This window comes from Pseudomonas sp. D4002 (genome assembly GCF_013385665.1).
Lineage (GTDB): Bacteria > Pseudomonadota > Gammaproteobacteria > Pseudomonadales > Pseudomonadaceae > Aquipseudomonas.
The window spans coordinates 135409-159344 of the sequence record NZ_JACAPN010000003.1 but is presented as its reverse complement, the minus strand read 5'-3'; the positions used below and the strand labels follow the sequence as shown (position 1 = coordinate 159344).

Below are 23936 nucleotides of genomic sequence, written 5' to 3'. Positions count from 1 at the left end.
TTGATCGCGTTATTGCCAAATCGCTGGTCGGATGAGAAATAAATGCTAAGAAACGCTATACGGACAGGCTAAAATGCGCGCCCGGCTAACCGCTGATCCCTTTTTAATGCGCCCCACAAGGTTCGCTACGTGATCGAGTTTCATAACGTCCATAAAACCTACCGGGTCGCCGGTAAGGATATCCCCGCACTGCATCCCACCAACCTGCGCGTCGAAAATGGCCAGGTGTTTGGTCTGATCGGCCATTCCGGTGCGGGAAAAAGTACTTTGCTGCGTCTGATCAACCGCCTGGAGCAACCCAGCGGCGGCCAGATCAAGGTCGATGACGAAGAAGTCACCGCCCTCGACGCCAACGGCCTGCGCCGTTTCCGGCAACAGGTCGGGATGATCTTCCAGCACTTCAACCTGCTGGCATCCAAGACCGTTGCCGACAACGTGGCGCTGCCGCTGACCCTCGCGGGCGAACTTTCCCGCAAGGAAATCGACCTGCGCGTGGCCGAATTGCTGGCGCGGGTCGGCCTGTCCGACCATGCCAAGAAGTACCCGGCGCAGTTGTCTGGCGGCCAGAAGCAGCGCGTCGGCATCGCCCGCGCCCTGGCCACCAAGCCGAAAATCCTGCTGTGCGACGAAGCCACCAGCGCCCTCGACCCGCAGACCACGGCCTCGGTCCTGCAACTGCTGGCCGAGATCAACCGCGAGCTGAAGCTGACCATCGTGCTGATCACCCATGAAATGGACGTGATCCGCCGCGTGTGCGACCACGTGGCCGTGATGGACGCCGGCGTGATCGTCGAGCAAGGCACCGTCGCCGACGTATTCCTGCACCCCAAGCACCCGACCACCAAGCGCTTCGTGCAGGAATCCGAGCAAGTCGACGAAGGCGAACAGCGTGATGACTTCGCCCATGTACCGGGGCGCATCGTGCGACTGACGTTCCAGGGCGAAGCGACCTACGCGCCGCTGCTGGGTACCGTCGCCCGCGACACGGGTGTGGACTACAGCATCCTCGCCGGTCGTATCGACCGCATCAAAGACATTCCCTACGGGCAACTGACCCTCGCCGTCACCGGCGGTGACATGGAGGCCGCCTTCGCCGCCTTCACCGCGGCAGACGTCCATATGGAGGTGCTGCGCTAATGGAAATCCTCTTGAGCTTTTTCTCGAACATCGACTGGTCGGAAATCCTGCTCGCCACCGGCGACACCATGACCATGCTGTTCGGCTCGCTGCTGTTCACCGTATTGCTGGGCTTGCCATTGGGCGTGCTGCTGTTCCTGTGCAGCCCGCGTCAGCTGTTCGAACAAAAGAATGTTTATGCGCTGTTGTCGCTGGTGGTGAACATCCTGCGTTCGCTGCCGTTCATTATCCTGTTGATCGTAATGATCCCGTTCACGGTGCTGATCACCGGCACCTCGCTGGGTGTTGCCGGTGCAATTCCGCCACTGGTGGTGGGTGCCACGCCGTTCTTTGCGCGCCTGGTGGAAACCGCGCTGCGTGAAGTGGACCGCGGGATTATCGAAGCGACCCAGGCCATGGGCGCGACCACTCGCCAGATCATTACCAACGCGTTGCTGCCAGAAGCCCGCCCCGGCATCTTCGCGGCGATTACGGTGACGGCGATTACACTGGTTTCCTACACGGCCATGGCCGGTGTAGTGGGTGCCGGTGGCCTGGGTGACCTGGCGATCCGCTTCGGTTATCAGCGCTTCCAGACCGACGTGATGGTGGTCACCGTGGTGCTGCTGCTGATCCTGGTACAAATTCTGCAAACCGTCGGCGACAAGCTGGTGGTGCACTTTTCTCGAAAATAACGGCTATTGCCGGCGTTAAGCCGGCCAATTCCCGAACAAGGAGCTTGTTGAATGAAAAAACTACTGGTTGCTTTCGCCGCCGTTGCCGCGTTCTCCGCCCACGCCGCCGAAACCCTCACCGTGGCCGCGTCCCCGGTGCCGCACGCTGAAATCCTCGAATTCGTGAAGCCGGCTCTGGCCAAGGAAGGCGTGGACCTGCAGGTCAAAGTCTTCACCGACTACGTTCAGCCAAACGTACAGGTAGCCGAAAAGCGCCTGGACGCCAACTTCTTCCAGCACCAGCCGTACCTGGATGAGTTCAACAAAGCCAAGGGCACTCACCTGGTGAGCGTTGGCGCTGTGCACCTGGAGCCTCTGGGCGCCTACTCCAGCAAGTACAAGAAGCTGGAAGACCTGCCAAGCGGCGCCAACGTCGTGATCCCGAACGACGCCACCAACGGCGGCCGTGCGCTGTTGCTGCTGGCCAAGCACAACCTGATCACCCTGAAGGACCCGACCAACATCCTGTCGACCATCAAGGACATCACTGAAAACCCGAAAGGCCTGAAATTCCGCGAACTGGAAGCCGCCACCCTGCCGCGCGTGCTGACCCAGGTCGACCTGGCGCTGATCAACACCAACTACGCCCTGGAAGCCAAGCTGGACCCCTCCAAGGACGCACTGGTGATCGAAGGCAACGACTCGCCTTACGTGAACATCCTGGTGACCCGCGAAGACAACAAGGATTCGGACGCGGTGAAGAAGCTGGTAGCAGCCCTGCACACCCCGGAAGTGAAAGCGTTCATTCTTGAGAAGTACAAAGGCGCGATCCTGCCGGCGTTCTGATCCAAGGCCGAAACCCCGATCGATCGTTCCCACGCTCTGCGTGGGAACGCATCCTGTGACGCTCCGCGTCACGACCTCAAAAGCGGACGCAGAGCGTCCAGTGCGGCATTCCCACGCAGAGCGTGGGAACGATCTAATGATCTAAACCAATGTGGGAGCGGGCTTGCTCCCACATTTGATTTGTGTCGCTCAGAAAATGGTCGGCAGGCTTATTTACGCTGCAACAACCCCGGGAACTGCGCTACCAGCTTCTGGTTGTTCAACGGCGCCCGGATAAACCCGCGCTGGGTGCCGTCCGGCCCGATCAGCGCGAGGTTGCCGCTGTGGTCGACGGTGTAGTTGGGCTTGCTGGTGTCTGCCGGAATAAACGGAATGCTCACCGCATTCGAAACCTTCTGCACATCGTCCACACTCGCACCGGTCAGGCCCTCGAACTGTGGATCGAAGTAGCCCAGGTACTGCTTGAGCTGCGCCGGTGTATCGCGGTTCGGGTCAACGCTGACCAAAATCACCTGCAACTTATCCACAACGTCCTTGGGCAGCTCGCTCTTGATCTGCCGCAGCTGGGCGAGGGTGGTTGGACAGATGTCCGGGCAGAAGGTGTAGCCGAAGAACAGCACGCTCCACTTGCCTTTCAGCTCGTTGACCACCACCGGCTGGCCGTCCTGGTTGGTCATGGTCACCGGTGGCAACTGACGGCTTTGCGGCAGCAGGATGATGCCGGCATCGATCAAGGCCGTCGGGTCGCCCTGGCCTTTGCCACTCAGGACTTTGTTGACGGTCAGGCCCATGATCAACGCGACAATGGCCACCAGAATGAAGACAGTTTTTTGAGTTCGAGTCATAGGTTCAACAATAGGTAATGGTCTACGAGCAGGGCGATAAACAGCATGAACAGGTACCCGATAGAGTACTTGAAGGTGTTGATCGCCGCGTGCGGCCGACTGCCACGGTACAGCACCCAGGCCCATTGCAGAAAGCGCCCGCCCAGAACCAGTGCGCACACCAGGTACAGCATGCCGCTCATGTGGATGACATAGGGCATCAGGCTGACCGCCAGCAAGGCGAAGGTGTAGAGCAGGATATGCACCTTGGTGTAGTGCTCGCCGTGGGTCACGGGCAGCATCGGGATGTCGGCCTTGGCGTATTCCTCCTTGCGGTGAATCGCCAGGGCCCAGAAGTGCGGCGGGGTCCAGGCGAAGATGATCAGCACCAGCAGCAACGGCTCGGCGCTGACGTGGCCAGTGACGGCAACCCAACCCAGCAACGGCGGCGCGGCGCCAGCCAGCCCACCGATGACGATGTTCTGCGGCGTCGCACGCTTGAGAAAGCCGGTGTAGATCACCGCATAACCCAACAGCGAGGCCAGGGTCAGCCAGGCGGCCAGCGGATTGGTAAACGCCAGCAACAGCGCCAGCCCGGCCACCGCCAGCACCATCGCAAAAACAAGCGCCGCCACAGGCGATACGCGCCCTTCCGCCAGCGGGCGCTTATGGGTACGCGCCATCAGCGCATCGATGCGCCGGTCCACCACATGGTTGACCGCCGCCGCGCCGCCGGCACACAGCGCGATCCCCAGGTTGCCGAAAATCAGCACCGGCCACGGTACCCCGGCGCGGGTGGCGAGGAACATGCCCACCAGCGAGGTGATGAGCATCAGCACCACCACTTTTGGCTTGGTCAGCTCCAGATAGTCACGCCAGATCGCCTGGCTGTGACGCTCGCTGATCAAGGTCGCCATGGCATCTCTCCTTTAATGGTTATGAGGCCCGACACGTGTTTACGCGGGCTGAAGCGCCAGCCGAACGGCAACTGATGTCGCACCCGAACCAGGCTGGTGCGGGCGTGGTAATTGACCAGCACCAGCGTCAGCAGCAACGCCGCGCCGCCGGCGTTATGCGCGACCGCAACCGGCAGCGGCAGGTGGAAGTACACGTTACTCAGGCCCAGGCAGAGTTGCGCCGCCAGGGCGATCAGCAACAGGCCCGCCAGGCGGGTCATGCCGACCACCTTGAGCTGCCAGGCCAGGCCCAGCAACACGACAGTGACCAGCAGCGCGCCAATCCGGTGGGTGAGGTGAATCGCCGTGCGCGCATCACTGTCCAGTTGCCCGCCGAGGTAATTGGGGCCGATATGCTGGGTCAGGTGAAAGCCATTGGCGAAATCCGCCGCCGGCCACCATTGCCCGTGACAGGTCGGCAGGTCGATACACGCCACGGCTGCGTAGTTGGAGCTGACCCATCCACCCAGCGCGATCTGGCCGATCACCAGCACCAGCCCGGCCGTGGCCCAATACTGCAAACGCCTGGGCACGATCAGCGCCGGCAATACGCCGGACAATCGCAGCGTCAGCAAGAACAGCAGGCTCAACGTCGCAAACCCGCCCAATAAATGCCCGGTGACCACTTGCGGCCAGAGCTTCAGCGTCACCGTCCACATGCCAAACGCTGCCTGGGCGAACACCACCGCCAACAGGAACAACGGCAGCTTCAACGGCTGGCCCGGATGATGCCGATGGGTCCAGGCGCGCGCCGCCAGCAGCACGATCAACAGCCCGAGGGTGCCGGCGAAGTAACGGTGGGTCATCTCGTTCCAGCCCTTGTCCGCCTCGACCGGCGTGTCCGGGTAATGCAGTTCGGCATGGGCCAGCTGGGCTTCGCTTTTCGGCACGCTGATAAAGCCATAGCAACCCGGCCAGTCCGGGCAACCGAGACCCGCGTGGGTAAGGCGGGTATAGGCGCCCAGCAGCACCACGATCAGGGCCAGCAGGGTGGCAAACAGCGCGAGGCGAAATCCAGGTTTGGCCATGACGGTGTCCTTATCCGATGTTCGACAGTTTCAGCAGCAGGCGCAGGTCGTTGAGCAGGTCCTTGCCCTTGACCCGGGCGTCGTAGCGCAGCACCAGGTTGCCGTGGGGGTCGACGATCCACAGCTGGGCATCGCCGCCGCCTTGGGCGGCGGCGTCTTTGTTGAAGGTCGACAGGTCCAGGGAATAGCGTTGCAGTTGCGGGTATTCGGCCTTGAGTTTGGCGTCATACGCGGTGCTGACCGGCTGCGCACTGGCCAGGGCGTGGCTGGCGCGGGAGGCATCACGGCCCAGGCCGATCTGGAGCTGGCGTGCGAGGTACACCAGTTGCTGGCAGTCGGCGGCGCAAGCGGTGGGCGCGGTGACCAGCAGTTGCCAGCGGTCTTCGTCAGCCTGCACGCCAATGTCGGCACGGGTCTGGCCATTGCCGATCATCTCGCCGTGGTAACTGCGGCTGTCCGGCACCCAGAACTGCAATTTGTACATAAAGGTGGCGAGCACCATCGGGCCGACCACCATCAGCAGGATCAGGATCAGTTGCCAACGGCCCTTGCGCCGATTGGGCGCTGCCGGCGCGTCAGACATGTTGAGTGGATTCATGGCCGCTCCCATGGCGCTTCTCCTTTTTTGTGTTGTGCCATCCGAGGTAGAGGTAAAGGCCGAACAGCGCCACCGCCATGGCGAACCACTGCACGGCATAGCCCAGGTGTTTTTCCGGGCCCATGGCGACCACGGGCCAGCTGGTTTCGTAGGTAGCCGGGCCCGCTTCAGCCCGCACTTCATGGGCGAATCCGCTGCGACCCAACTCGGCCCACAACGCCTCGGGATGCAGCGCGGTCAGCAATCGTGGCCACTGTGCGCCCGCCGGATCGGCATGCAACTGGAAGGTCTCGCCAGGCGCCACATAGACCCAGGCATCGAGATTCAGCAGTTGTTCGGGAGTGGTGAAAACCGGTGGTGCGCGCCGGTCCGGCCAAGGCAGCCAGCCACGATTGAGCAACAGCCACTCGCCGCTGGCCTGATCATGGAAAGGTTGCAGTAGCTCCACACCGACCTTGCCGTCGCGAAAGCGGTTATCCAGCAACACGCTGTGCTCGGCATCGAACTGCCCGCGCAGATGCACACGACGGAACGCCGGATCTTCGGTGGCCTGCAGTTGCGTACTGCTCATGGGCTCGGCAGCGCGGCGCTCGGCGTAAGTGTCCAGCAGCGCCTGTTTTTCGTGACCGCGAGACAGCTGCCAAAAGCCGAGAAATACCAGTAACGGCAGCAGCACGAGTACCACCAGCGTCGGCGCAATACCGGGGCGAAAGGGTTTCATGGCATTGCCGCAGAGGTCGGTGCTGCGCTGGCTATACTGAATCTCATTGCTCGCCCCCTCCAAAAAAGAGCCCCGGAGCCCACCATGCTCAAAGCAGCCATTGCCCTGATGCTGATTGCTACCGTCGTGAGCCTGTTCAGTGGCTTGTTCTTCCTGGTCAAGGACGAGGGCAACTCCAACCGCCTCGTCACTGCCTTGACCGTGCGTGTGGTGCTGGCCGTGATCACCCTGGGGTTGATCACCTGGGGTTTCTTCAGCGGCCAACTGGTATCTCATGCGCCCTGGTGAAACACCTCAAAGCACGTAAACGAAGAAAAACAGTCCGATCCACACCACGTCCACAAAGTGCCAATACCAACTGGCCGCCTCGAACCCGAACTGGTGTTCGTTGTTGAAATGCCCCTTCAGGATGCGCATCAGCATCACAAACAAAATGATCGTGCCGATGGTCACGTGGGCACCGTGGAAGCCGGTGAGCATGAAGAAGGTCGCGCCGTACACGCCGGAACCCAGGGTCAGGCCCAACTCCTTATAGGCATGGATGTATTCCTCGGCCTGGAACCCGAGAAACGCCCAACCCAGCAACACGGTGATCGCCAGCCAGATCTTCAGTGCGCCGCGATGGCCTTTGCGCAAGGCATGGTGGGCGATAGTGATGGTCACGCTGGAGCTGACCAGCAAGATCGTGTTGATCAGCGGCAAGCCCCACGGGCTGATGGTGCCCTTGGGCGCCGGAAACATTTTCGGGTCGGGATTGTTCAGCAGCGGCCAGGCAAATTCGAAGTTCGGCCACAGCATGTGCGCGATGCCCTTGTGGCCTTCGCCCGCCAACCACGGCGCCGACATGTGCCGCACATAAAACAGCGCACCGAAAAAAGCGATGAAGAACATCACTTCGGAAAAGATGAACCAGGTCATGCCCCAGCGAAAGGAGCGGTCCATCTGCGAACTGTACAAACCGGCGCGACTTTCCTTGATCACCGCGCCGAACCAGCCAAACATCATGTAGGCCAGCAGCAAGCCACCGACGAAAAAGATCAGCGGGCCGTGGGATTCCGGGCGTGCGGCCTTCAAATCGTTGAACCAGGTCGCCAATCCGAACACCGTGATCAGCATCCCCAACGTAGCAATTATTGGCCATTTGCTTTGCGCTGGTACGTAGTACGTATCATGAGTCGACATGTATTCGTTCTCCTAATCGAGCCCGCAAGCAACGCCTAGCCGCCGGTATGGACAGCCACGGGCGGTTGGCGCGCGGTGATATCGAACAGCGTGTACGCCAGGGTCAAATGCTTCACATCCTTGGGCATGTCGCGGTCGACAATGAAGCGCACCGGCATCTCTATGCGCTGACCTGGCTGTAGCACTTGCTGGGTGAAGCAAAAACACTCGGTCTTGTGGAAGTACATCGCCGCCTCGGCCGGCGAAATGCTCGGCACCGCCTGGGCGGTCATCGGCTTGTCGGTGGGGTTGTAGGCCACGAACAGCATCTCGGTGACTGCGCCGGGATTGACCACCACCTCGTCGGCCTTGGAGTGGAATTCCCAGACCATATCGATGGCATTGGTGGACAGGAACTGCACCCGCACCTGCCGCGTCGGGTCCACCACCTGCTCGCCTTCGTACTGCCCGGCGGTCTTGCCATTGATGCCGAACGCCTTGCACATCACGTCGTAGATCGGCACCAGGGCAAAGCCGAAGGCGAACATCGCCACCACCAGGATCAGCAGGCGCGTGACCAGGCGCTTGATAGGCACGGACTCAAGCATGGCGGCCACCTGCGAATGAATGTTCTGCGAATGGCCTTTCTGTGGGCGCTGGCTTGCCTGCGATGCTGGCAACTCGGTCTTTCAGGTACACCGAAGTGATGCCATCGCAGCCAAGCCAGCTCCCACAGGATAGGGAGGTGTTCATTTGACCTCCGGTGGCGTGGTGAAGGTGTGGTACGGCGCGGGCGAAGGAATGCTCCACTCCAGCCCTTCGGCGCCATCCCACGGCTTGGCCGGCGCAGGCGGGCCGCCACGGATGCACTTGATGACGATGAACAGGAAGAAGATCTGCGTCGCGCCAAAGGTGAAGGCACCGATGGAGGAGACCATGTTGAAGTCGGCGAACTGCAGGTTGTAGTCCGGCACCCGACGCGGCATGCCGGCAAGCCCTACGAAGTGCATCGGGAAGAACGCCATGTTCATCCCCACGAACGACAGCCAGAAGTGCAGCTTGCCCAGGGTTTCGTCGTACATGTGGCCGGTCCATTTCGGCAGCCAGTAGTAGGCCGAGGCGAAGATCCCGAAGATCGCCCCAGGCACCAGTACGTAATGGAAGTGCGCCACCACGAAGTAGGTGTCGTGGTACTGGAAGTCCGCCGGGGCGATGGCCAGCATCAGCCCGGAGAAACCACCGATGGTGAACAGAATCACGAAGGCCACCGCGAACAGCATCGGCGTCTCGAAGGTCAGCGAGCCTTGCCACATGGTGCTGACCCAGTTGAACACTTTCACGCCCGTGGGCACCGCGATCAGCAGCGTGGCGTACATGAAGAACAGCTCGCCCACCAGCGGGATGCCCACCACGAACATGTGGTGCGCCCACACGATGAACGACAGGAACGCGATGCTCGCCGTGGCGTACACCATCGAGGTGTAGCCGAACAGCGGCTTGCGCGAGAAGGTCGGGATGATCGAGCTGACGGCACCGAACGCCGGCAGGATCATGATGTACACCTCGGGGTGGCCGAAGAACCAGAACACATGCTGGAACAGCACCGGGTCACCACCACCGGCGGCACTGAAGAAGCTGGTGCCGAAGTGGATGTCCATCAGCATCATGGTCACGCAGCCCGCCAGTACCGGCATCACCGCGATCAGCAGGAAGGCTGTGATCAGCCAGGTCCAGACGAACAGCGGCATTTTCATCAACGTCATGCCGGGGGCGCGCAGGTTGAGGATGGTGGCGACCACGTTGATCGCGCCCATGATCGAACTGATGCCCATCAAGTGGATGGCGAAGATGAAGAAGGTCACGCTTTCCGGCGCGTAGGTGGTGGAGAGCGGGGCGTAGAAGGTCCAGCCGAAGTTCGGCCCGCCGCCGGGCATGAACAGGGTGGAAACCAGCATCAGGAACGCCGCCGGCAACAGCCAGAAACTGAAGTTGTTCATGCGCGGCAGGGCCATGTCGGGCGCGCCGATCATCAACGGGATCATCCAGTTGGCCAGGCCGACAAACGCTGGCATCACCGCACCGAACACCATCACCAGGCCGTGCATGGTGGTCATCTGATTGAAGAACGCCGGCTCGACGATCTGCAAACCCGGCTGGAACAGCTCGGCACGGATCACCATGGCAAACGAGCCACCAAGCAGGAACATGCAGAAGCTGAACCACAGGTACATCGTGCCGATGTCTTTGTGGTTGGTGGTCAGTACCCAACGCATCAGGCCCTTGGCGGGGCCGTGAGCGTGGTCACCGGCATGACCGTGGTCATCGATCACAGCGCTCATGGCCTTTCTCCTGCGAACGAGTGGGCGGGACGGTTCAGGGAATATGCAATGAAGGAAGTCATTTGCTTTCCGCCTGTTTCAGAGCCAGCACGTCTTTAGGTGTGACCATGTCGCCTTTGTTGTTGCCCCAGGCGTTACGTTCATAGGTCACGACCGCCGCGATATCGACTTCCGACAGTTGCTTGCCGAACGCCGCCATGGCGGTGCCGGGCTTGCCGAAGTACACGCGGTGCAGGTGGTCTTCCTTGGGCCCGGTGGCAATCGGCGAGCCCTTGAGCGCCGGGAACATCGGCGGCAGGCCCTGGCCTTCGGCCTGGTGACAGGCGACGCAGGTAGTGTGGTAGATCTTGTCGCCACGGGCCACCAGCTCATCCAGGGTCCATTCCTTGGAGGTCAGCTCCTTGAGCTTGGCGGCCTCTTCCTTACGCTCGCCGAGCCAGGTGTCGTAGTCGGCCTTGGATTTGACCTCCACCACGATCGGCATGAAGCCGTGGTCCTTGCCGCACAGTTCGGCGCACTGGCCGCGATAGATGCCGGGCTTTTCGATGCGGGTCCAGGCCTCGTTGACGAAGCCGGGAATCGCATCACGCTTCACCGCAAACGCCGGCACCCACCAGGAGTGAATCACGTCCGCAGCGGTCACCAGGAAACGCACCTTGGCACCCACCGGCAGCACCAGCGGCTGGTCGACTTCCAACAGGTAATGCTCGCCTTTGACGGCCTGGTTATGGATCTGCTCGGCGGGCGTGGCCAGGTTGCTGAAGAACTCGACATCCTGGCCCAGGTATTTGTAATGCCACTTCCACTGGTAGCCGGTGACCTGGATATCGATATCCGACTCAGTGCTGTCGTAGATGTTGATCAGCGTCTTGGTGGCCGGAATGGCCATCGCCACCAGGATCAGCAAGGGCACCACGGTCCAGAGAATCTCCACCGTCGTACTCTCGTGGAACTTGGCTGCCACCTGTCCCGTGGAGCGCCGGTGAACGATCATCGACCAGAACATCGCGCCAAACACGACGATGCCAATCGCCACACAAATCCAGAAAATGGTCATGTGCAGGTCAAACACGGCGTGACTGACTTCAGTGGCCCCTGGCGCCATATTCGTTGTCCAGGCGGCTTGCGCCTGGCCGAATACTGACCACAACAGGAGGCCCATCCAAACATGTGGATGTCGCGTCATTGCGGGTTCCCCTTATCATTCTTGTTATCCCGCCGGTTTGCACCTGCGGCCAAGGGAGCGGCTTCCATACTGCTTACAACCGCCAGGCCTTGCCTGCTCATGCAGTCGGGCGTCATCAGCTAATTGCGTACAAAATCGAGTATAGACAGCGACCGCCACCCCGCAATGTGATCGGGCAAATGAACGAAAATGAGGAAACGGACCACACAACAGGACCGGTGGCGCGCGTTATCCGACGAACGATGGCAATTTGATATAACGCCAGCGCATAACCATGAAATAATTATGACAAATGCGTCTTAGGCTCTCGTATAAACGAGCTACCTTATGCTCTCCCTATTTCCTACGCCTGCATCACTGGAGCTTTCATGAACACCGCCGCATTGCGCGAGCAGATTTCCCGTGCCCATCAACACGAATCCAGCACTGGCCAGCTTGCTCAGCAGCTGGAAGTCCAGTTACCGCACCTGCACCCGGCGATTTCCGTGCCTGACGTCGACGCCAAGGGCGTGATGACGCGTTTTGTAAGCGCCTACATCGACCAGGTCCCCGATCTGCTGGACGCGGCCAACGATGTCGCCCGCGAAGCCGGTATTGAAAGCCAGATCAAACCGGTGCTGAAAATCGCCGAACATTTCTTCCTGCAGCCGCCGGCGATCCTGGCCGGGCATGAAGGCCTGGACGGTTTGCTGGATGAGGCTTACCTGGCGCATCGCCTGGTGGAAGAGGTCAACGATCTGTATATCAAGCACTTCGGCCAGCCGTTGATTCCGCTGGATACCACTGTGGCGAACGTGATTGCCCACCAATTGATCGGCGAGGCGTTTGCCAATCAGCTGGATGAGGCGGTGCACCACGCGGTGGATGAGATGCTTAACGAGGAGAGTTTTGCGCTGGAGTCGGTCGAAGCCTACCGCGACAAGCTCAAGAGCCCGGACACGGAAGCGGCTTGGAAGCGCTGGCCGTGCCTGTCGCGGCAGTTGGGCGTGGGTCTTGAGCTGGACCAGCCAGCTTAGATTTGCCGGCTTGCAAAGATCCAATGTGGGAGCGGGCTTGCTCGCGAAAGCGGTGTATCAGAAACACATTCAGTGACTGACACTGCGCCTTCGCGAGCAAGCCCGCTACCACATTTTGATCCGGTTTCGTCAGCCAACAGACGGCGCCGAGCCTATTCCGGTCGTCGTTCTTACCCGTCCTTCCAACCTGCGCTTCAACCCCCGCGCCTCGATCATCAGCTTCGAGCCCTTGGCCGCATTGGCCCGACCCCATTCCTCCAATAGCTCAAGGCAGGAGTGGTCGATATAACTCAGGTTACTGAGCGGCACATGCAAGGTGGTCCCGGCGGGTACCGTCGACAGCACCTGGGTCAATGCAGGCACCTTGAGAAAGGTCCCGGCCCCCGTCAATCGCAGCTCCATCTCGCCCTCCTGCGGCAGGTCGATCAGGCTTATCTTCAAGCGTGAGGCCTTGAACGCCAGCTTCACCAGCGTCAACCCGAAGCCCACCAACACACCCGTCAGCAGGTCGGTAAAGATGATCGCCAGCGCCGTCGCCGCGTAGGTAAACATCGGCATTCGCCCGTAGCGCGCCAGGCCACGAAACGCCTTCATGTCCACGAGCTTGATCCCGGTGTACACCAGCACACCCGCCAGGCTTGCCACCGGAATGCTTTGCAGCACACTGGACAGCAACAGCACGAACGCCAGCAGCCACAAGCCGTGGAACATCGCCGACAAACGCGTGGTAGCGCCGGCCTGGACGTTGGCCGAACTGCGCACGATCACACCGGTCATCGGCAGGGCGCCGACCAGGCCACACAGCATGTTGCCCACGCCTTGTGCCGACAATTCCTTGTCGAAGTCGGAACGCTGGCCACTGTGCATACGGTCGACTGCCGCCGCCGAAAGCAGCGTTTCAGCGCTGGCGATAAATGCCACGGCGAAGGCCGCGATCAACAGATTGGGATCCGCCAGGTTCAGCAGGTCGCTGGGGCGCAGCCAATCGATGGCATCCGCGAGATTTTCCGGCACCTCCACCCGCTTGACCTGCAACGCCAGCACCAGACTGGTGACTGTCGCCAAACCCACGCCGAGCAGGGCGCCGGGGACGAAGCGCAGCTTTTGCGGGCGGAACTTGTCCCACAGCCACATCACCATAATCGTCGACAGCCCGAGCAAACCGGCCTGCCAGCCGAGCCCGCCGCCCAATGTGGGGATCGCCTGGATCAGTGCCGCAGGGAAGCCGGCGAGGTTATCCAGCCCCGAGGGCTTTGGCACACCGTCGAGCATCACGTGTACTTGCGACAGGACAATCAGCACCCCGATCCCCGCCAGCATCCCGTACACCACTGCAGGCGCAGTCACGCGGAACCAGCAGCCCAGGCGCAAACGCCCGGCCACCAATTGCAGGAAGCCCGCCAGCAACAGGATCGGCCCGAGCATGGCCATGCCATGCTGGCGAACCAGTTCGAACACCAACACCGCCAAACCTGCCGCCGGACCGCTGACTTGCAACGGCGACCCCGCCAGCCAACCGACCACCAGGCCACCGATGATCCCGGTGATCAAGCCTTTGGCCGGAGGCATTCCGGACGCGATGGCGATCCCCATGCACAGCGGCAGGGCGACCAGAAACACAACCACGGAAGCCAGCAGCTCCCGTGGCAGCACAGCTTTCAATTGAGCAGCACGCATAATGACTCTCCCGAGGCATTCGCCGGGCGTGGCAAGGCCTGGCTGCTCGAATGGCAGCCATCGCGTTACCCGACAGGGGATTGTTTTAGAAGCGCGCTTTAGGCGTCGCGGATGGAATCGGCTGGGTACCGTTCAAGGGCAGGAACGCTGCCTGATCCGCATCGTAGGCCCTGATTTCGCTGGTCTCGATGTCGTAGACCCAGCCATGGATAAACAAATGCCCGTTGGCCATGCGCGAGGCCACGGAGGGATGAGTGCGCAGGTGCTGCAGTTGGGCGATCACGTTTTCTTCGGTCAGCACGTGCATGCTTTCGTGTTCGTTGGCGCAATCGCAGTTGTCCTGGACCATGGTCTTGGCGACCTCGGCGTGGCGCAGCCAGGCCTTTACCGTGGGCATTTTTTCCAGGCTTTGGGGGTTGAGCACCGCGCGCATGGCGCCGCAGTCGGAGTGGCCGCAAATGATGATGTGCTGCACACCAAGGGCCAGTACGGCGTACTCGATAGCCGTGGAAACACCGCCGTTCATCTGCCCATAAGGCGGCACGACGTTACCGACGTTACGGGTCACGAACAAATCCCCAGGGGAGCTATGGGTGATCAGCTCGGGAACAATGCGCGAGTCGGCGCAGGTAATGAACATCGCCCGCGGGCTCTGGGCCGTGGCGAGTTTTTTGAAGAGCTCTTCCTGCTGGGGGAAGATCTCGTTATGGAAATGCAAAAAGCCTTCAACGATGTGCTGCAGCGCTGCATCGGCGGATTCCGCCTCGTGAGGGGCTGAAGCCGACGCAGCCAACGGCTGTTTATCCTTGTCACTCATAATTCATCCTCTTGGTTGGAGCAGGGGAGTTTTCCAGTGCGGCCGGCGCCCAAACTGAAGCGCCGACTCATTAGTCACTCGATGAACAAGGTACCCGCCGAAACTTAACTCAAACTGAATGAGCCGCTCTAGATCGGGGCTTTCAGTGATATCAAAACGCGACTATCCCTACAGAAAAGTACGCTTATCCAGCAGTTTACAATAATGCCATCTGTCTGCCCGGCGGACAAAACGCCGTGCAATCCAGATTAAACCCTTCCCGCCGGTTGAGCCCCAATCGTTTGATCGCCTTGGCGAAACGTTGCGCCAGCAAATCGGCAAACGGCCCTTCGCCACGCATGCGTACACCGAAGCGGCTGTCGTAGACCTCACCGCCGCGCACCTGCCGCACCAGGCTCATCACATGGGCCGCGCGCTGCGGGTAATGGGCCGCCAGCCATTCCTCAAACAGCGGCGCCACCTCCAGAGGCAAACGCAGCATCATGTACGCCGCGCTTTGTGCCCCCGCGGCATGAGCTTCGGCCAGCAGGCTTTCCAGCTCGCTGTCGTTGATCATCGGGATCATCGGCGAACACAGCACGCCCACCGGGATCCCCGCCTCACGCATCACCCGGATCGCCCGCAGCCGGGCCTTGGGTGCAGCCGTGCGCGGTTCGAGGATGCGCTTGAGTTCATCGTCCAGGCTGGTGAGGCTGATCATCACCGCCACCAGCCGCTGCTGCGCCAGCTCGGTCAGCAGGTCGAGGTCCCGCAGGATCAGCGAGCCCTTGGTAATGATCGTCACCGGATGACGGTAGCGCAGCAGCACTTCGAGGGTTTGCCGGGTGATCTTGTACTCGCGCTCGATGGGCTGGTACGGGTCGGTGTTGGAGCCCAGGTTGATCGGCGCGCAGGTGTAGCCCGGTTTCGACAGTTGCTGCTCAAGCACCTCGGCGGCGTTGGTCTTGGCGATCAGCTTGGTTTCGAAGTCCAGCCCCGGCGACAGGTCCCAATACGCGTGGCTGGGCCGCGCATAGCAGTAGATACAACCATGCTCGCAGCCGCGATACGGGTTGATCGCCCGGTCAAACGGGATATCCGGCGAGCTGTTGCGGGTAATGATGGTTTTCGCGGTTTCGATACGGACTTCGGTGCCCTGGGTCTGTGGCACTTCCTGATACCAACCGTCGTCTTCCGCCACGCTGACGGTGGGCGCAAAACGGTTGTGCAGGTTGGTGGCCGTGCCGCGCCCGCGAGGCGGCAAAGGGACATTCATAGTCAGACCTCATAAACTGTATCCATATACAGTATTCGAGAAGATCGCTTTTCACCAGCACCACTGGGCGGCGCGGTCTAGCATCGACCTTCGCACGAACGGAATGACACCTTCCTACATGTAACCAAACAAGAAATAAATCGCGACATATGTGACATGGATAAAGTTATTAACACATCGCTATGATCACAACTTAACTCATTACCACCTACAGGATATTTATGTCTCAGGATGAACTACGCTTTACATGCGAAGACTTTGAAAAAGATAACAGCCCGGAAGTATTAATGGAGCGCTTTACCGACGGTAAACTGTCCTACGCCATGTATGCCTCTTCCTCCAACAGGGACGGGCACTACGACACCACTTCCTCCACCACCGACCTGGATAACGACGGCGACTTCGATGAACAGGACAAGACCATCTTCCTGAACATGGCGAATAGCTTTGTAAAAACCTGCGCCCCTCGATAATTAATCGGCTAGTTGCCAGGCTTATATATAAAACTATAAACCTGGCAACTGACACTACTTCTCTGAAGTTTGATCAGCTTCGGTAGTTACTGCATCTTTTCGCAAGTCTTTCACTTGCGAAGCCTTTACAGTCTCTCCCTTATTACCCCAACTGTCCCGAACGAAACTGACGACATCCGCCACCTCCTGATCCGACAGCCGCCAGGCAAACGCCGGCATGGTGAAGGTCGAAGGTGCCGTATGCGTCGCCGGCAACGTGCCGCCGTTCAACACGATTTTGATCAGCGACGTCGCATCCGCCGTCTGCAATACCGGGTTGCCCGCCAGCGCCGGGAACACGCGGGTGTAGCCGTGGCCGTCGGTACGGTGGCACGCCGCGCAGTTGTCGATGTACACCGAGGCACCCGGCTTGCTGTCATCACCCTTCCACAGCGCGTCGGCGACCTGCTTGTCGTACTGGTGCGGCTGATCCTTGGGATCCACCGCCGGCAGGGTCTTGAGGTAACGGGCGATAGCCGTCAGGTCCTCTTCCGACATGTACTGCATGCTGTGGACCACAACGTCGCTCATGCCGCCAAACACCGCACTGCGATCACTGCGCCCGGTCTTGAGGAATTGCACCAGTTGCTCCTCGCTCCAGCTACCCAGGCCGTCCTTGTGATCACCCCGCAGGCTCTTGGCAATCCAGCCTTCCAGCGGTGCGCTGCCGGAAAGGAAAGCGGTACCGTCGGATGCACTCAGGGATTTTTCCTGCATGGTCAGGGCCCGTGGCGTATGGCAGGCACCGCAGTGGCCAAGGCCCTCTACCAGATAAGCGCCACGGCTGATCACCGGGTCGGCGCCCGCCTGGGCCTGGTAGTCCTCAACCTTGGGGGCGAACATCCAGCGCCACCCGGCCAACGGCCAACGCATGCTCAACGGCCAGGGAATGTCGCTGTCCTTGTTCACCTGCGCCACCGGCTCCACGCCCTTCATGAAGTACGCGTACAGCGCCTGCATGTCGCTTTCGCTGACCCGCGCGTAAGACGGGTAGGGCATCGCCGGGTAAAGCGTACTACCGTCCTTGGCGACGCCATGGCGCACAGCCTGGTCGAAGTCTTCGAAGCTGTAGTCGCCCAGGCCGGTTTTATCCGGGGTGATGTTGGTGGAGTAGATGGTGCCGATCGGGGTTTCCATCGGCAGGCCACCGGCGAACGGTTTGCCGCCCTTGGCGGTGTGGCAGGCCACGCAGTCACCGGCGCGAGCCAGGTATTCACCCTGTTTGACCAGATCGGTTTCAGCCGCACTCACCGAGCAGCTGCTGAACAAAGCCAGGGACGCGATAACAAATGCTTTCATGGTCATCGCTCCTTATGCCTGAACCAGTGGGCCGGGGTTTTTCAGGTACTGCTCGCGAATTGCCCGCGCCGACCAGTAGGTCAATGCCGCCACCAGGCCCGTAGGGTTGTAGCCCAAGCCTTGTGGGAACGCGGAAGCGCCCGGGACAAACACGTTGTGTACGTCCCAGCACTGCAGGTAGCGGTTCAAGGCACTGGTTTTCGGGTCGGTGCCCATGATCGCGCCACCGTTGAGGTGGGTGGTCTGGTAAGACGCGGTGTTGAAGTGCTCGCCCACCTTTTTGCCCAGCAAGGCAATCGCCTTGGGGTTCATCGCTTCGGCGATCTTGCTCATTTTTTCGACCATGAAGCGGTTCATCTTGATGTCGTTTTCCTGCCAGTCGAAGGTCATGCGCAGCAGCGGCAGGCCGTAGGCATCGCGGTAAACCGGGTCCAGGTCGAGGTAGTTGCCACGGTAGGATTGGTGGGCGCCATGGGCATCCATCGACACCTGATGGGTGTAGTAATCAGCCGTGGCGCGCTTCCACGCGCTGCCCCAGGCCGGCGTGCCCGGCGGGTTGGAGGTACCGGCAATCGGCCGGCTGCCCGCCTGGTTGACCCACATCGGCGAGCCGCCCACAAAGCCGTGAGGCCCATGGTCGAAGTTGTCGGCGTTGAAGTCATCGACCGCCACGCCATTGCCGCCGGCACCGATAAAGTTGTTGGTGTGCACGTCCTTGTCGAAGAACGCCTTGATGGTGGCCATGTTCTGGTAGGCGAAGTTGCGGCCCACCACGCCCTCACCGGAGATCGGGTCGTAGGGTTTGCCGATGCCCGACAGCAGCATCAGGCGCACGTTGTTGAACTGGAAGGAACCGAGGATCACCAGGTCCGCCGGCTGCTCGCATTCTCGCCCCTGGGCGTCGACATACGTCACGCCGGTCGCCTTGCTCCTGGTGCTGTCGAGATTGACCTTCAGCACGTGGGAATTGGGCCGCAGTTCGAACTTGGGTTCCTGGCGCAAGGCCGGCAGGATGTTCACGTTCGGCGAAGCCTTGGAATACATGTAGCAGACATAACCGCTGCAGAAGCCGCAGAAGTTGCACGGGCCCATCTGGGCGCCGTAAGGGTTGGTGTACGGCCCCGATGTATTCGCGGAAGGCAGGTTGTAGGGCTTGTACCCCACGGCCGTGGCGGCCTTCTGGAACAGCTGTGCGGAGACTGTGTTCTTCTGCGATTCCAGCGGGAAGTGATTGGAGCGATCCGGTGCGTAAGGGTTGCCGCCCTTGCCTTCGCCCACCAACTGGCCTTTCACCGTCCAGGCTTGCCCGGAGGTGCCGAAGACTTTCTCGGCATAGTCGAAAAATGGCTCCAGCTCTTCATAGCTGACGCCGAAATCCTGGATGGTCATGTCCTTGGGAATGAAGTTTTTCCCGTAGCGCTCTTCGTAATGGCTACGCATGCGCAACTCGATCGGGTCCACCCGAAAGTGCACGCCGGACCAGTGCAGGCCTGCACCGCCGACACCGTTGCCAGGCAGGAAAGCGCCCAGTTGGCGGTTGGGCATCGCCACGTCATTCACGCTATGGCGAATGGTCACGGTTTCCTTGGAGATGTCCTGGAAGAGCTTTTTACGCACGCTATAGGTCAGTTCGTCGATGACCTGGGGATAGTTGCCGTCCGGGTAGGTGTCCTGCATCGGGCCGCGCTCCAGCGCTACCACGTTGAGGCCAGCTTCCGTCAGCTCCTTGGCCATGATCGCGCCGGTCCAGCCAAAGCCGACAATCACTGCATCCACTTTCTTCATGATGGTCGCCACGTTTACGCCCTCTCGCCACGGATCGAAACAGCCGGGAAGGGGTATTGCTCGTTGCGTTCAACCCAATCCATGAAATCGGCGCGGGCGCCGGGGAAGCCGATCATGGTCCAGCCGACCATGCCTTTGTTGCCACCGTGGACCGGGTCGCAAAAGAACCCTTCCTTGGTGTTTTGCAGCAACAGATTGAAGAAAATCTTCGGCGGGACGCTGTCGAATTGCGCGTCGCCGGCCTCCAGGCGCTGCAACAACTTTTCCTGGGTAGCGCTGTCTTGCTCGGCAAATAGCTTACCGTTCATCGCTTTCGACCAGGCATCCGTGGCAGCAATGCCCAGGCGATAGATCTCCTTGGGCACCAATTTGCTCTGCCAGCCCATTTCAGGCGGCGCGTCGGCATTGAACGGGCCTTGCATGAACCACAGGGCACCCGCCGCGTACGGCGTGTTCATCTGACGGTCGATGTATTCCGGCGCGCCGGCTTCCAGGGCGCCTGGGCCCTGGTCGTCCGCCGGGATCAGGCGCGCAACGGCCGCGTTGATAAAGGCCCATTCCTCGGCAGTGAAATAGCTCGGCTCATAGGCCTTGCTGCTGACGGGCGACTTCTCCGGGCTGGCTTGAGCCGGTTCGGGAACCGCCATCAGCATCGAACCGCCCAGGCCCGTGCTGGCGACAGTGACCACGGGGATCAAGGTCAAGGATTTGCGTAAAAACTCACGCCGGGGGTTGTCTTGATCTTGATCAGACATGGTGGCACCTCATCATGTGGTCACGGATTTATCAGCCGCTTCGAGGAACGACTTATAGTTTTGGCAGTAAATGGGATCCAAAGGACCCAAGGGGATAGAACACCGCAGCAATCAATAGTTACAAAGGATAGCAGGCTAAGGATCGGGGAAAATCGATTCAGCGCGAAAAAACCTGCTCGGAGCCGGCTTATTCACGATTCTTTGACGAGCACCTCACGCGGCATTGACCCCCTGTAGGCGAATCTGGGCCCCATCAGCCCCTTCCTATTCGGTTACATCGCGCATGTTCAAGAATCAATTGCTGCCTGCCCTCAGCCTCGTGTTCATGGCGTTGTTCACCACCGCACCCTCCCAGGCCGAAGAGCTCACGCCCATCCGTTCATCGGAATGGGCCCAGCCTGTGGGCAATCAATACAACCTGTATCAAATGACGCCCACACTCTATCGCAGCGCGCTGCCGGATAGCGGTGCTGTTCCTGTATTGGAAAAGCTCAAGATCGGAACGGTGATCAACTTTTTGCCCGAGTCAGATGCCAACTGGCTGAAATCACCCGGCATCAACCAGGTGCAATTGTCCTATCGCACCAACCATGTCGATGACGCCGATGTGCTCGCAGCGTTGCGCGCGATTCAGGATGCCGAAGCCAACGGCCCGGTGCTGATGCACTGCAAACACGGCTCCGACCGCACGGGCCTGATGGCGGCGATGTATCGGGTGGTGATTCAGGGATGGAGCAAGGAAGACGCGCTGAACGAAATGACCTTGGGCGGCTTCGGCGCCAGTAGCGGCTTCAAGGACGGCGTTCGCTACATGATGAAGGCGGATGTCGACAAGTTACGCACTGCACTGGCCAACGGCGAATGCAGCACCAGCGCCTTTGCGCTGTGCTCGATGAAAAGCTGGCTGAATACCGCGGACAGCGCCAAAGACCCGGCCGAGGAAAAAACCGCCTGGGTGGTCGCTCCCTGAGCCATCAACCCAGGGAGCGCTTCTCGGTCAGTCTTTTTTCAGCTTCGGATTAGGGAAGAACTGCACCGCCTGCACCTTGGGGTCCGGTGCTTTCAACGCCGACGTATTGACCCGCGTACCCAATTCCTTGGGCACTGACAGACCTTGTTCATTCAGCGTGTCGGAGTAGCCGCAAGCCACGCATTCGCGGTGCGGAACATCGTCCTCGCTCCACATCATCAACTTGTCCGGCTCGCTGCACGCCGGGCAGACTGCCCCGGCGATAAAGCGTTTTTTAGTTTTCACAGGTGCTTCACTCATGCTGCCGCGTCCTCACTCAGGCCGCTGTGGCGCAAGAGTGCGTCAATCGACGGCGCCCGTCCGCGGAAATCGACGAACAGCACCATCGGTGCCTGGGAACCGCCACGGGCCAGGATCGCCTCGCGGAACGCCCGGCCAGTCTCGGCATTGAGCACGCCATCTTCTTCGAACTTGGAGAAGGCATCGGCCGACAGCACTTCCGCCCACTTGTAGCTGTAGTAACCCGCGGCGTAACCGCCAGCGAAGATATGCGCGAAGCTGTTGGGGAAGCGGTTGTAGGCGGGCGGACGCATCACCGACACCTCATCACGCACGCCTTCCAGCACCTGCAGCACGCTGCGGCCATCGCCGTGGGTAGCGTGCAGCTCGAAGTCGAACAGCGAGAACTCCAACTGGCGAACCATCATCAGGCCGGACTGGAAGTTCTTCGCCGCGAGCATTTTTTCCAGCAGGTCCTGAGGCAGCGGCTCACCGGTTTCATAGTGACCGGAAATCAGCGCCAGGCCTTCCGGCTCCCAGCACCAGTTTTCCATGAACTGGCTCGGCAACTCCACCGCATCCCAGGCCACGCCGTTGATGCCGGACACGCCGGCGTGCTCGACACGGGTCAACAGGTGGTGCAGGCCGTGGCCGAATTCGTGGAACAGAGTGGTCACTTCATTGTGGGTCAGCAGGGCAGGCTTGCCGCTGTCGGCCGGGGTGAAGTTGCACACCAGGTTGGCCACCGGGCTTTGCAGCACGCCATCAACCGTGCGGCGACGGTCACGGGCGCCGTCCATCCAGGCACCCCCACGCTTGTTGGCGCGGGCATACAGGTCGAAGAAGAAGCGGCCGACGTGCTGGCCGTTTTCCTTGATTTCGAACAGGCGAACATCCGAGTGCCAGGTGTCGAAGCCTTTCTGCTCGGCGATCTCGATGCCATACAGGCGTTGCACGATGGCGAACAGGCCGCTGAGTACCTTGTCGATCGGGAAGTAGGCGCGCAGGGCTTCCTGGGAAACGCTGTAACGCTGCTCACGCAGTTTTTCGCCGTAGAAACCGCTGTCCCAGCTTTGCAGGTCCGCGCAGCCTTGTTCGGCGGCATAGGCCTTGAGCTGTTGCAGGTCCTGGGTGGCAAACGGCTTGCTGCGCTTGGCCAGGTCACGCAGGAAGCTCAGCACCTGGTCGCTGGACTCGGCCATTTTGGTGGCCAGGCTCAGCTCGGAGAACGAGGCGAAGCCCAGCAGTTGCGCCAGCTCCTGACGCAGGTCGAGGATCTGTTCCATGACCGGGCCGTTATCGTTCTGACCGGCATTCGGGCCTTGGTCCGACGCGCGGGTGCAGTAGGCTGCGTAGATTTCTTCACGCAGGGCGCGGTCGTGGGCGTAGGTCATCACCGCGTAGTAGCTTGGGAATTCCAGGGTGATCAGCCAGCCGTCGAGGCCCTTGGCCTGGGCAGCCGCAGCCATTTGCGCCTTGGAGGAATCGGTCAGGCCGGCGAGGGTTGCTTCGTCAGTGACGTGCTTGGTCCAGGCCTGGGTGGCATCGAGCAATTGGTTGGAGAACTTGCTGCCCAGTTCGGAGAGCTTGCTCTGCACTTCGGCATAACGCTTTTGCTGCTCAGGCGGCAAATCGATACCCGACAGGCGGAAGTCCCGCAGGGAGTGTTCCAGGATGGTTTTTTGCGCCACGTCGAAGCCGGCGGCTTCCGGGCTGTTGGCCAGGGCGTCGAAGGCCTGGAACAACTCGCGGTTCTGGCCCATCTCGGTGGAGTAGGCGCTCAGTGCCGGCAGGCACGCCTCGTAGGCTTCCCGCAGTTCGGCGCTGTTGCACACGGCATTCAGGTGGCTGACCGGGCTCCAGGCGGCACCCAGGCGGTCATTGAGTTCGTCCATGGCCAGGACCAGCCCGGCCCAGGTCGGATTTTTACCCTGGCTTTGCAGGATGCCTTCGATGGCGACGCGGTTGTCGGCGAGGATCTGTTCAATGGCCGGCTTTACGTGCTCGGCACGGATCGCCGAGAACGGCGGCAGGTCGTAGGACTGCAGAAGAGGGTTGTTCGCGCTCACGGTTGGCACCTTGGCTGAAGAAACATGTAAGAACAAAGATGGGGCCATCTTAA

The 23936-nt window shown here is 60.6% G+C and carries 24 protein-coding genes; 7 read left to right on the top strand and 17 right to left on the bottom strand.

The genetic code is table 11. The features are described 5' to 3' along the window. Positions 1 to 129: 129 nt before the first annotated feature. Genes HX824_RS01745 through HX824_RS01735 form a run of 3 tightly spaced genes read left to right on the top strand, consistent with a single transcriptional unit; the run spans position 130 to position 2636 of the window. Positions 130 to 1137 carry a methionine ABC transporter ATP-binding protein gene (locus HX824_RS01745; protein ID WP_003214829.1) on the top strand — a complete coding sequence of 336 codons (1008 nt, stop codon included), beginning with the start codon at positions 130 to 132 and terminating at the stop codon, positions 1135 to 1137. After that, a complete protein-coding gene (locus tag HX824_RS01740; protein ID WP_003214831.1) occupies positions 1137 to 1811 on the top strand; it encodes a methionine ABC transporter permease in 675 nt (224 codons plus the stop codon). Before HX824_RS01745 ends, HX824_RS01740 begins: the two co-directional genes overlap by 1 nt. A 51-nt stretch (positions 1812 to 1862) precedes the next feature. Next, positions 1863 to 2636, top strand: coding sequence for a MetQ/NlpA family ABC transporter substrate-binding protein (locus HX824_RS01735; protein WP_003214835.1), 774 nt, complete (start codon positions 1863 to 1865; stop codon positions 2634 to 2636). Between the two features lie 209 nt (positions 2637 to 2845). Here the strand turns inward: HX824_RS01735 and HX824_RS01730 are convergent, their stop codons facing one another. Genes HX824_RS01730 through HX824_RS01710 form a run of 5 tightly spaced genes read right to left on the bottom strand, consistent with a single transcriptional unit; the run spans position 2846 to position 6763 of the window. Beyond that, entirely contained in the window at positions 2846 to 3481 is a 636-nt protein-coding gene (locus tag HX824_RS01730) for an SCO family protein (protein WP_008439627.1), read from the bottom strand. Continuing rightward, positions 3478 to 4377: a heme o synthase gene (gene cyoE, locus HX824_RS01725; protein WP_003214839.1), complete on the bottom strand. Its 900-nt coding sequence runs from the start codon at positions 4375 to 4377 to the stop codon at positions 3478 to 3480. The genes HX824_RS01730 and cyoE overlap by 4 nt, the downstream gene beginning before the upstream one ends. Continuing rightward, positions 4365 to 5444 (bottom strand): heme A synthase, encoded by a 1080-nt coding sequence (locus tag HX824_RS01720; RefSeq protein ID WP_087694554.1) that lies wholly within the window; start codon positions 5442 to 5444, stop codon positions 4365 to 4367. Before HX824_RS01720 ends, cyoE begins: the two co-directional genes overlap by 13 nt. A gap of 10 nt (positions 5445 to 5454) precedes the next feature. Continuing rightward, the gene (locus HX824_RS01715) at positions 5455 to 6054 is read right to left on the bottom strand and encodes a hypothetical protein (protein ID WP_177054065.1); all 600 of its coding nucleotides are present in this window, start codon (positions 6052 to 6054) and stop codon (positions 5455 to 5457) included. Then, positions 6020 to 6763, bottom strand: coding sequence for an SURF1 family protein (locus tag HX824_RS01710; protein WP_177022435.1), 744 nt, complete (start codon positions 6761 to 6763; stop codon positions 6020 to 6022). The genes HX824_RS01715 and HX824_RS01710 overlap by 35 nt, the downstream gene beginning before the upstream one ends. Positions 6764 to 6847: 84 nt before the next feature. On the opposite strand from HX824_RS01710, the gene HX824_RS01705 reads away from it, so the two are divergent. After that, entirely contained in the window at positions 6848 to 7051 is a 204-nt protein-coding gene (locus HX824_RS01705) for a twin transmembrane helix small protein (protein WP_010168612.1), read from the top strand. Positions 7052 to 7057: 6 nt separating this feature from the next. Here HX824_RS01705 and HX824_RS01700 read toward each other — a convergent pair whose 3' ends face one another. From HX824_RS01700 to coxB, 4 genes are all read right to left on the bottom strand, one after another. Beyond that, the gene (locus tag HX824_RS01700; RefSeq protein WP_003214849.1) at positions 7058 to 7945 is read right to left on the bottom strand and encodes a cytochrome c oxidase subunit 3; all 888 of its coding nucleotides are present in this window, start codon (positions 7943 to 7945) and stop codon (positions 7058 to 7060) included. Between the two features lie 35 nt (positions 7946 to 7980). Further along, the gene (locus HX824_RS01695) at positions 7981 to 8532 is read right to left on the bottom strand and encodes a cytochrome c oxidase assembly protein (protein WP_008439615.1); all 552 of its coding nucleotides are present in this window, start codon (positions 8530 to 8532) and stop codon (positions 7981 to 7983) included. Positions 8533 to 8673: 141 nt separating this feature from the next. Beyond that, a complete protein-coding gene (ctaD, locus tag HX824_RS01690; RefSeq protein ID WP_008439614.1) occupies positions 8674 to 10263 on the bottom strand; it encodes a cytochrome c oxidase subunit I in 1590 nt (529 codons plus the stop codon). 58 nt (positions 10264 to 10321) lie between these two features. After that, complete coding sequence (coxB, locus tag HX824_RS01685) at positions 10322 to 11449, bottom strand: cytochrome c oxidase subunit II (RefSeq protein ID WP_003214854.1); 1128 nt, start codon at positions 11447 to 11449, stop codon at positions 10322 to 10324. 368 nt (positions 11450 to 11817) lie between these two features. Between coxB and HX824_RS01680 the strand changes: the two genes are divergently transcribed. Further along, positions 11818 to 12465 carry a hypothetical protein gene (locus tag HX824_RS01680; RefSeq protein WP_003214855.1) on the top strand — a complete coding sequence of 216 codons (648 nt, stop codon included), beginning with the start codon at positions 11818 to 11820 and terminating at the stop codon, positions 12463 to 12465. A gap of 129 nt (positions 12466 to 12594) precedes the next feature. On the opposite strand, the gene HX824_RS01675 is transcribed toward HX824_RS01680, so the two are convergent. From HX824_RS01675 to HX824_RS01665, 3 genes are all read right to left on the bottom strand, one after another. Beyond that, positions 12595 to 14142, bottom strand: a complete 1548-nt coding sequence (locus HX824_RS01675; RefSeq protein ID WP_008439613.1) for a SulP family inorganic anion transporter — start codon at positions 14140 to 14142, stop codon at positions 12595 to 12597. Between the two features lie 85 nt (positions 14143 to 14227). After that, on the bottom strand, positions 14228 to 14959 hold the full coding sequence (locus HX824_RS01670) for a carbonic anhydrase (protein ID WP_003214859.1): 732 nt from the start codon (positions 14957 to 14959) through the stop codon (positions 14228 to 14230). Between the two features lie 196 nt (positions 14960 to 15155). Then, entirely contained in the window at positions 15156 to 16214 is a 1059-nt protein-coding gene (locus HX824_RS01665) for a PA0069 family radical SAM protein (RefSeq protein ID WP_087694555.1), read from the bottom strand. 287 nt (positions 16215 to 16501) lie between these two features. Here HX824_RS01665 and HX824_RS01660 point away from each other — a divergent pair, with 287 nt between their 5' ends. Beyond that, positions 16502 to 16687 (top strand): hypothetical protein, encoded by a 186-nt coding sequence (locus HX824_RS01660; protein WP_177040934.1) that lies wholly within the window; start codon positions 16502 to 16504, stop codon positions 16685 to 16687. A 54-nt stretch (positions 16688 to 16741) separates the two neighbouring features. Here HX824_RS01660 and HX824_RS01655 read toward each other — a convergent pair whose 3' ends face one another. From HX824_RS01655 to HX824_RS01645, 3 genes are read right to left on the bottom strand one after another with little or no spacing between them, the layout of a single operon-like run. Continuing rightward, complete coding sequence (locus HX824_RS01655; RefSeq protein WP_177054064.1) at positions 16742 to 18025, bottom strand: cytochrome c; 1284 nt, start codon at positions 18023 to 18025, stop codon at positions 16742 to 16744. Between the two features lie 12 nt (positions 18026 to 18037). Continuing rightward, on the bottom strand, positions 18038 to 19822 hold the full coding sequence (locus tag HX824_RS01650; RefSeq protein ID WP_003214867.1) for a GMC family oxidoreductase: 1785 nt from the start codon (positions 19820 to 19822) through the stop codon (positions 18038 to 18040). A gap of 2 nt (positions 19823 to 19824) precedes the next feature. Then, complete coding sequence (locus HX824_RS01645) at positions 19825 to 20565, bottom strand: gluconate 2-dehydrogenase subunit 3 family protein (RefSeq protein WP_177054063.1); 741 nt, start codon at positions 20563 to 20565, stop codon at positions 19825 to 19827. 283 nt (positions 20566 to 20848) lie between these two features. Here HX824_RS01645 and HX824_RS01640 point away from each other — a divergent pair, with 283 nt between their 5' ends. Beyond that, positions 20849 to 21535, top strand: a complete 687-nt coding sequence (locus HX824_RS01640; RefSeq protein WP_177054062.1) for a tyrosine-protein phosphatase — start codon at positions 20849 to 20851, stop codon at positions 21533 to 21535. Between the two features lie 27 nt (positions 21536 to 21562). Here HX824_RS01640 and HX824_RS01635 read toward each other — a convergent pair whose 3' ends face one another. Together HX824_RS01635 and prlC are read right to left on the bottom strand one after the other, a co-directional pair. Continuing rightward, complete coding sequence (locus tag HX824_RS01635; protein WP_003214872.1) at positions 21563 to 21835, bottom strand: YheV family putative zinc ribbon protein; 273 nt, start codon at positions 21833 to 21835, stop codon at positions 21563 to 21565. Beyond that, entirely contained in the window at positions 21832 to 23931 is a 2100-nt protein-coding gene (gene prlC, locus HX824_RS01630; protein WP_177054061.1) for an oligopeptidase A, read from the bottom strand. Before prlC ends, HX824_RS01635 begins: the two co-directional genes overlap by 4 nt. Positions 23932 to 23936: the final 5 nt, after the last annotated feature.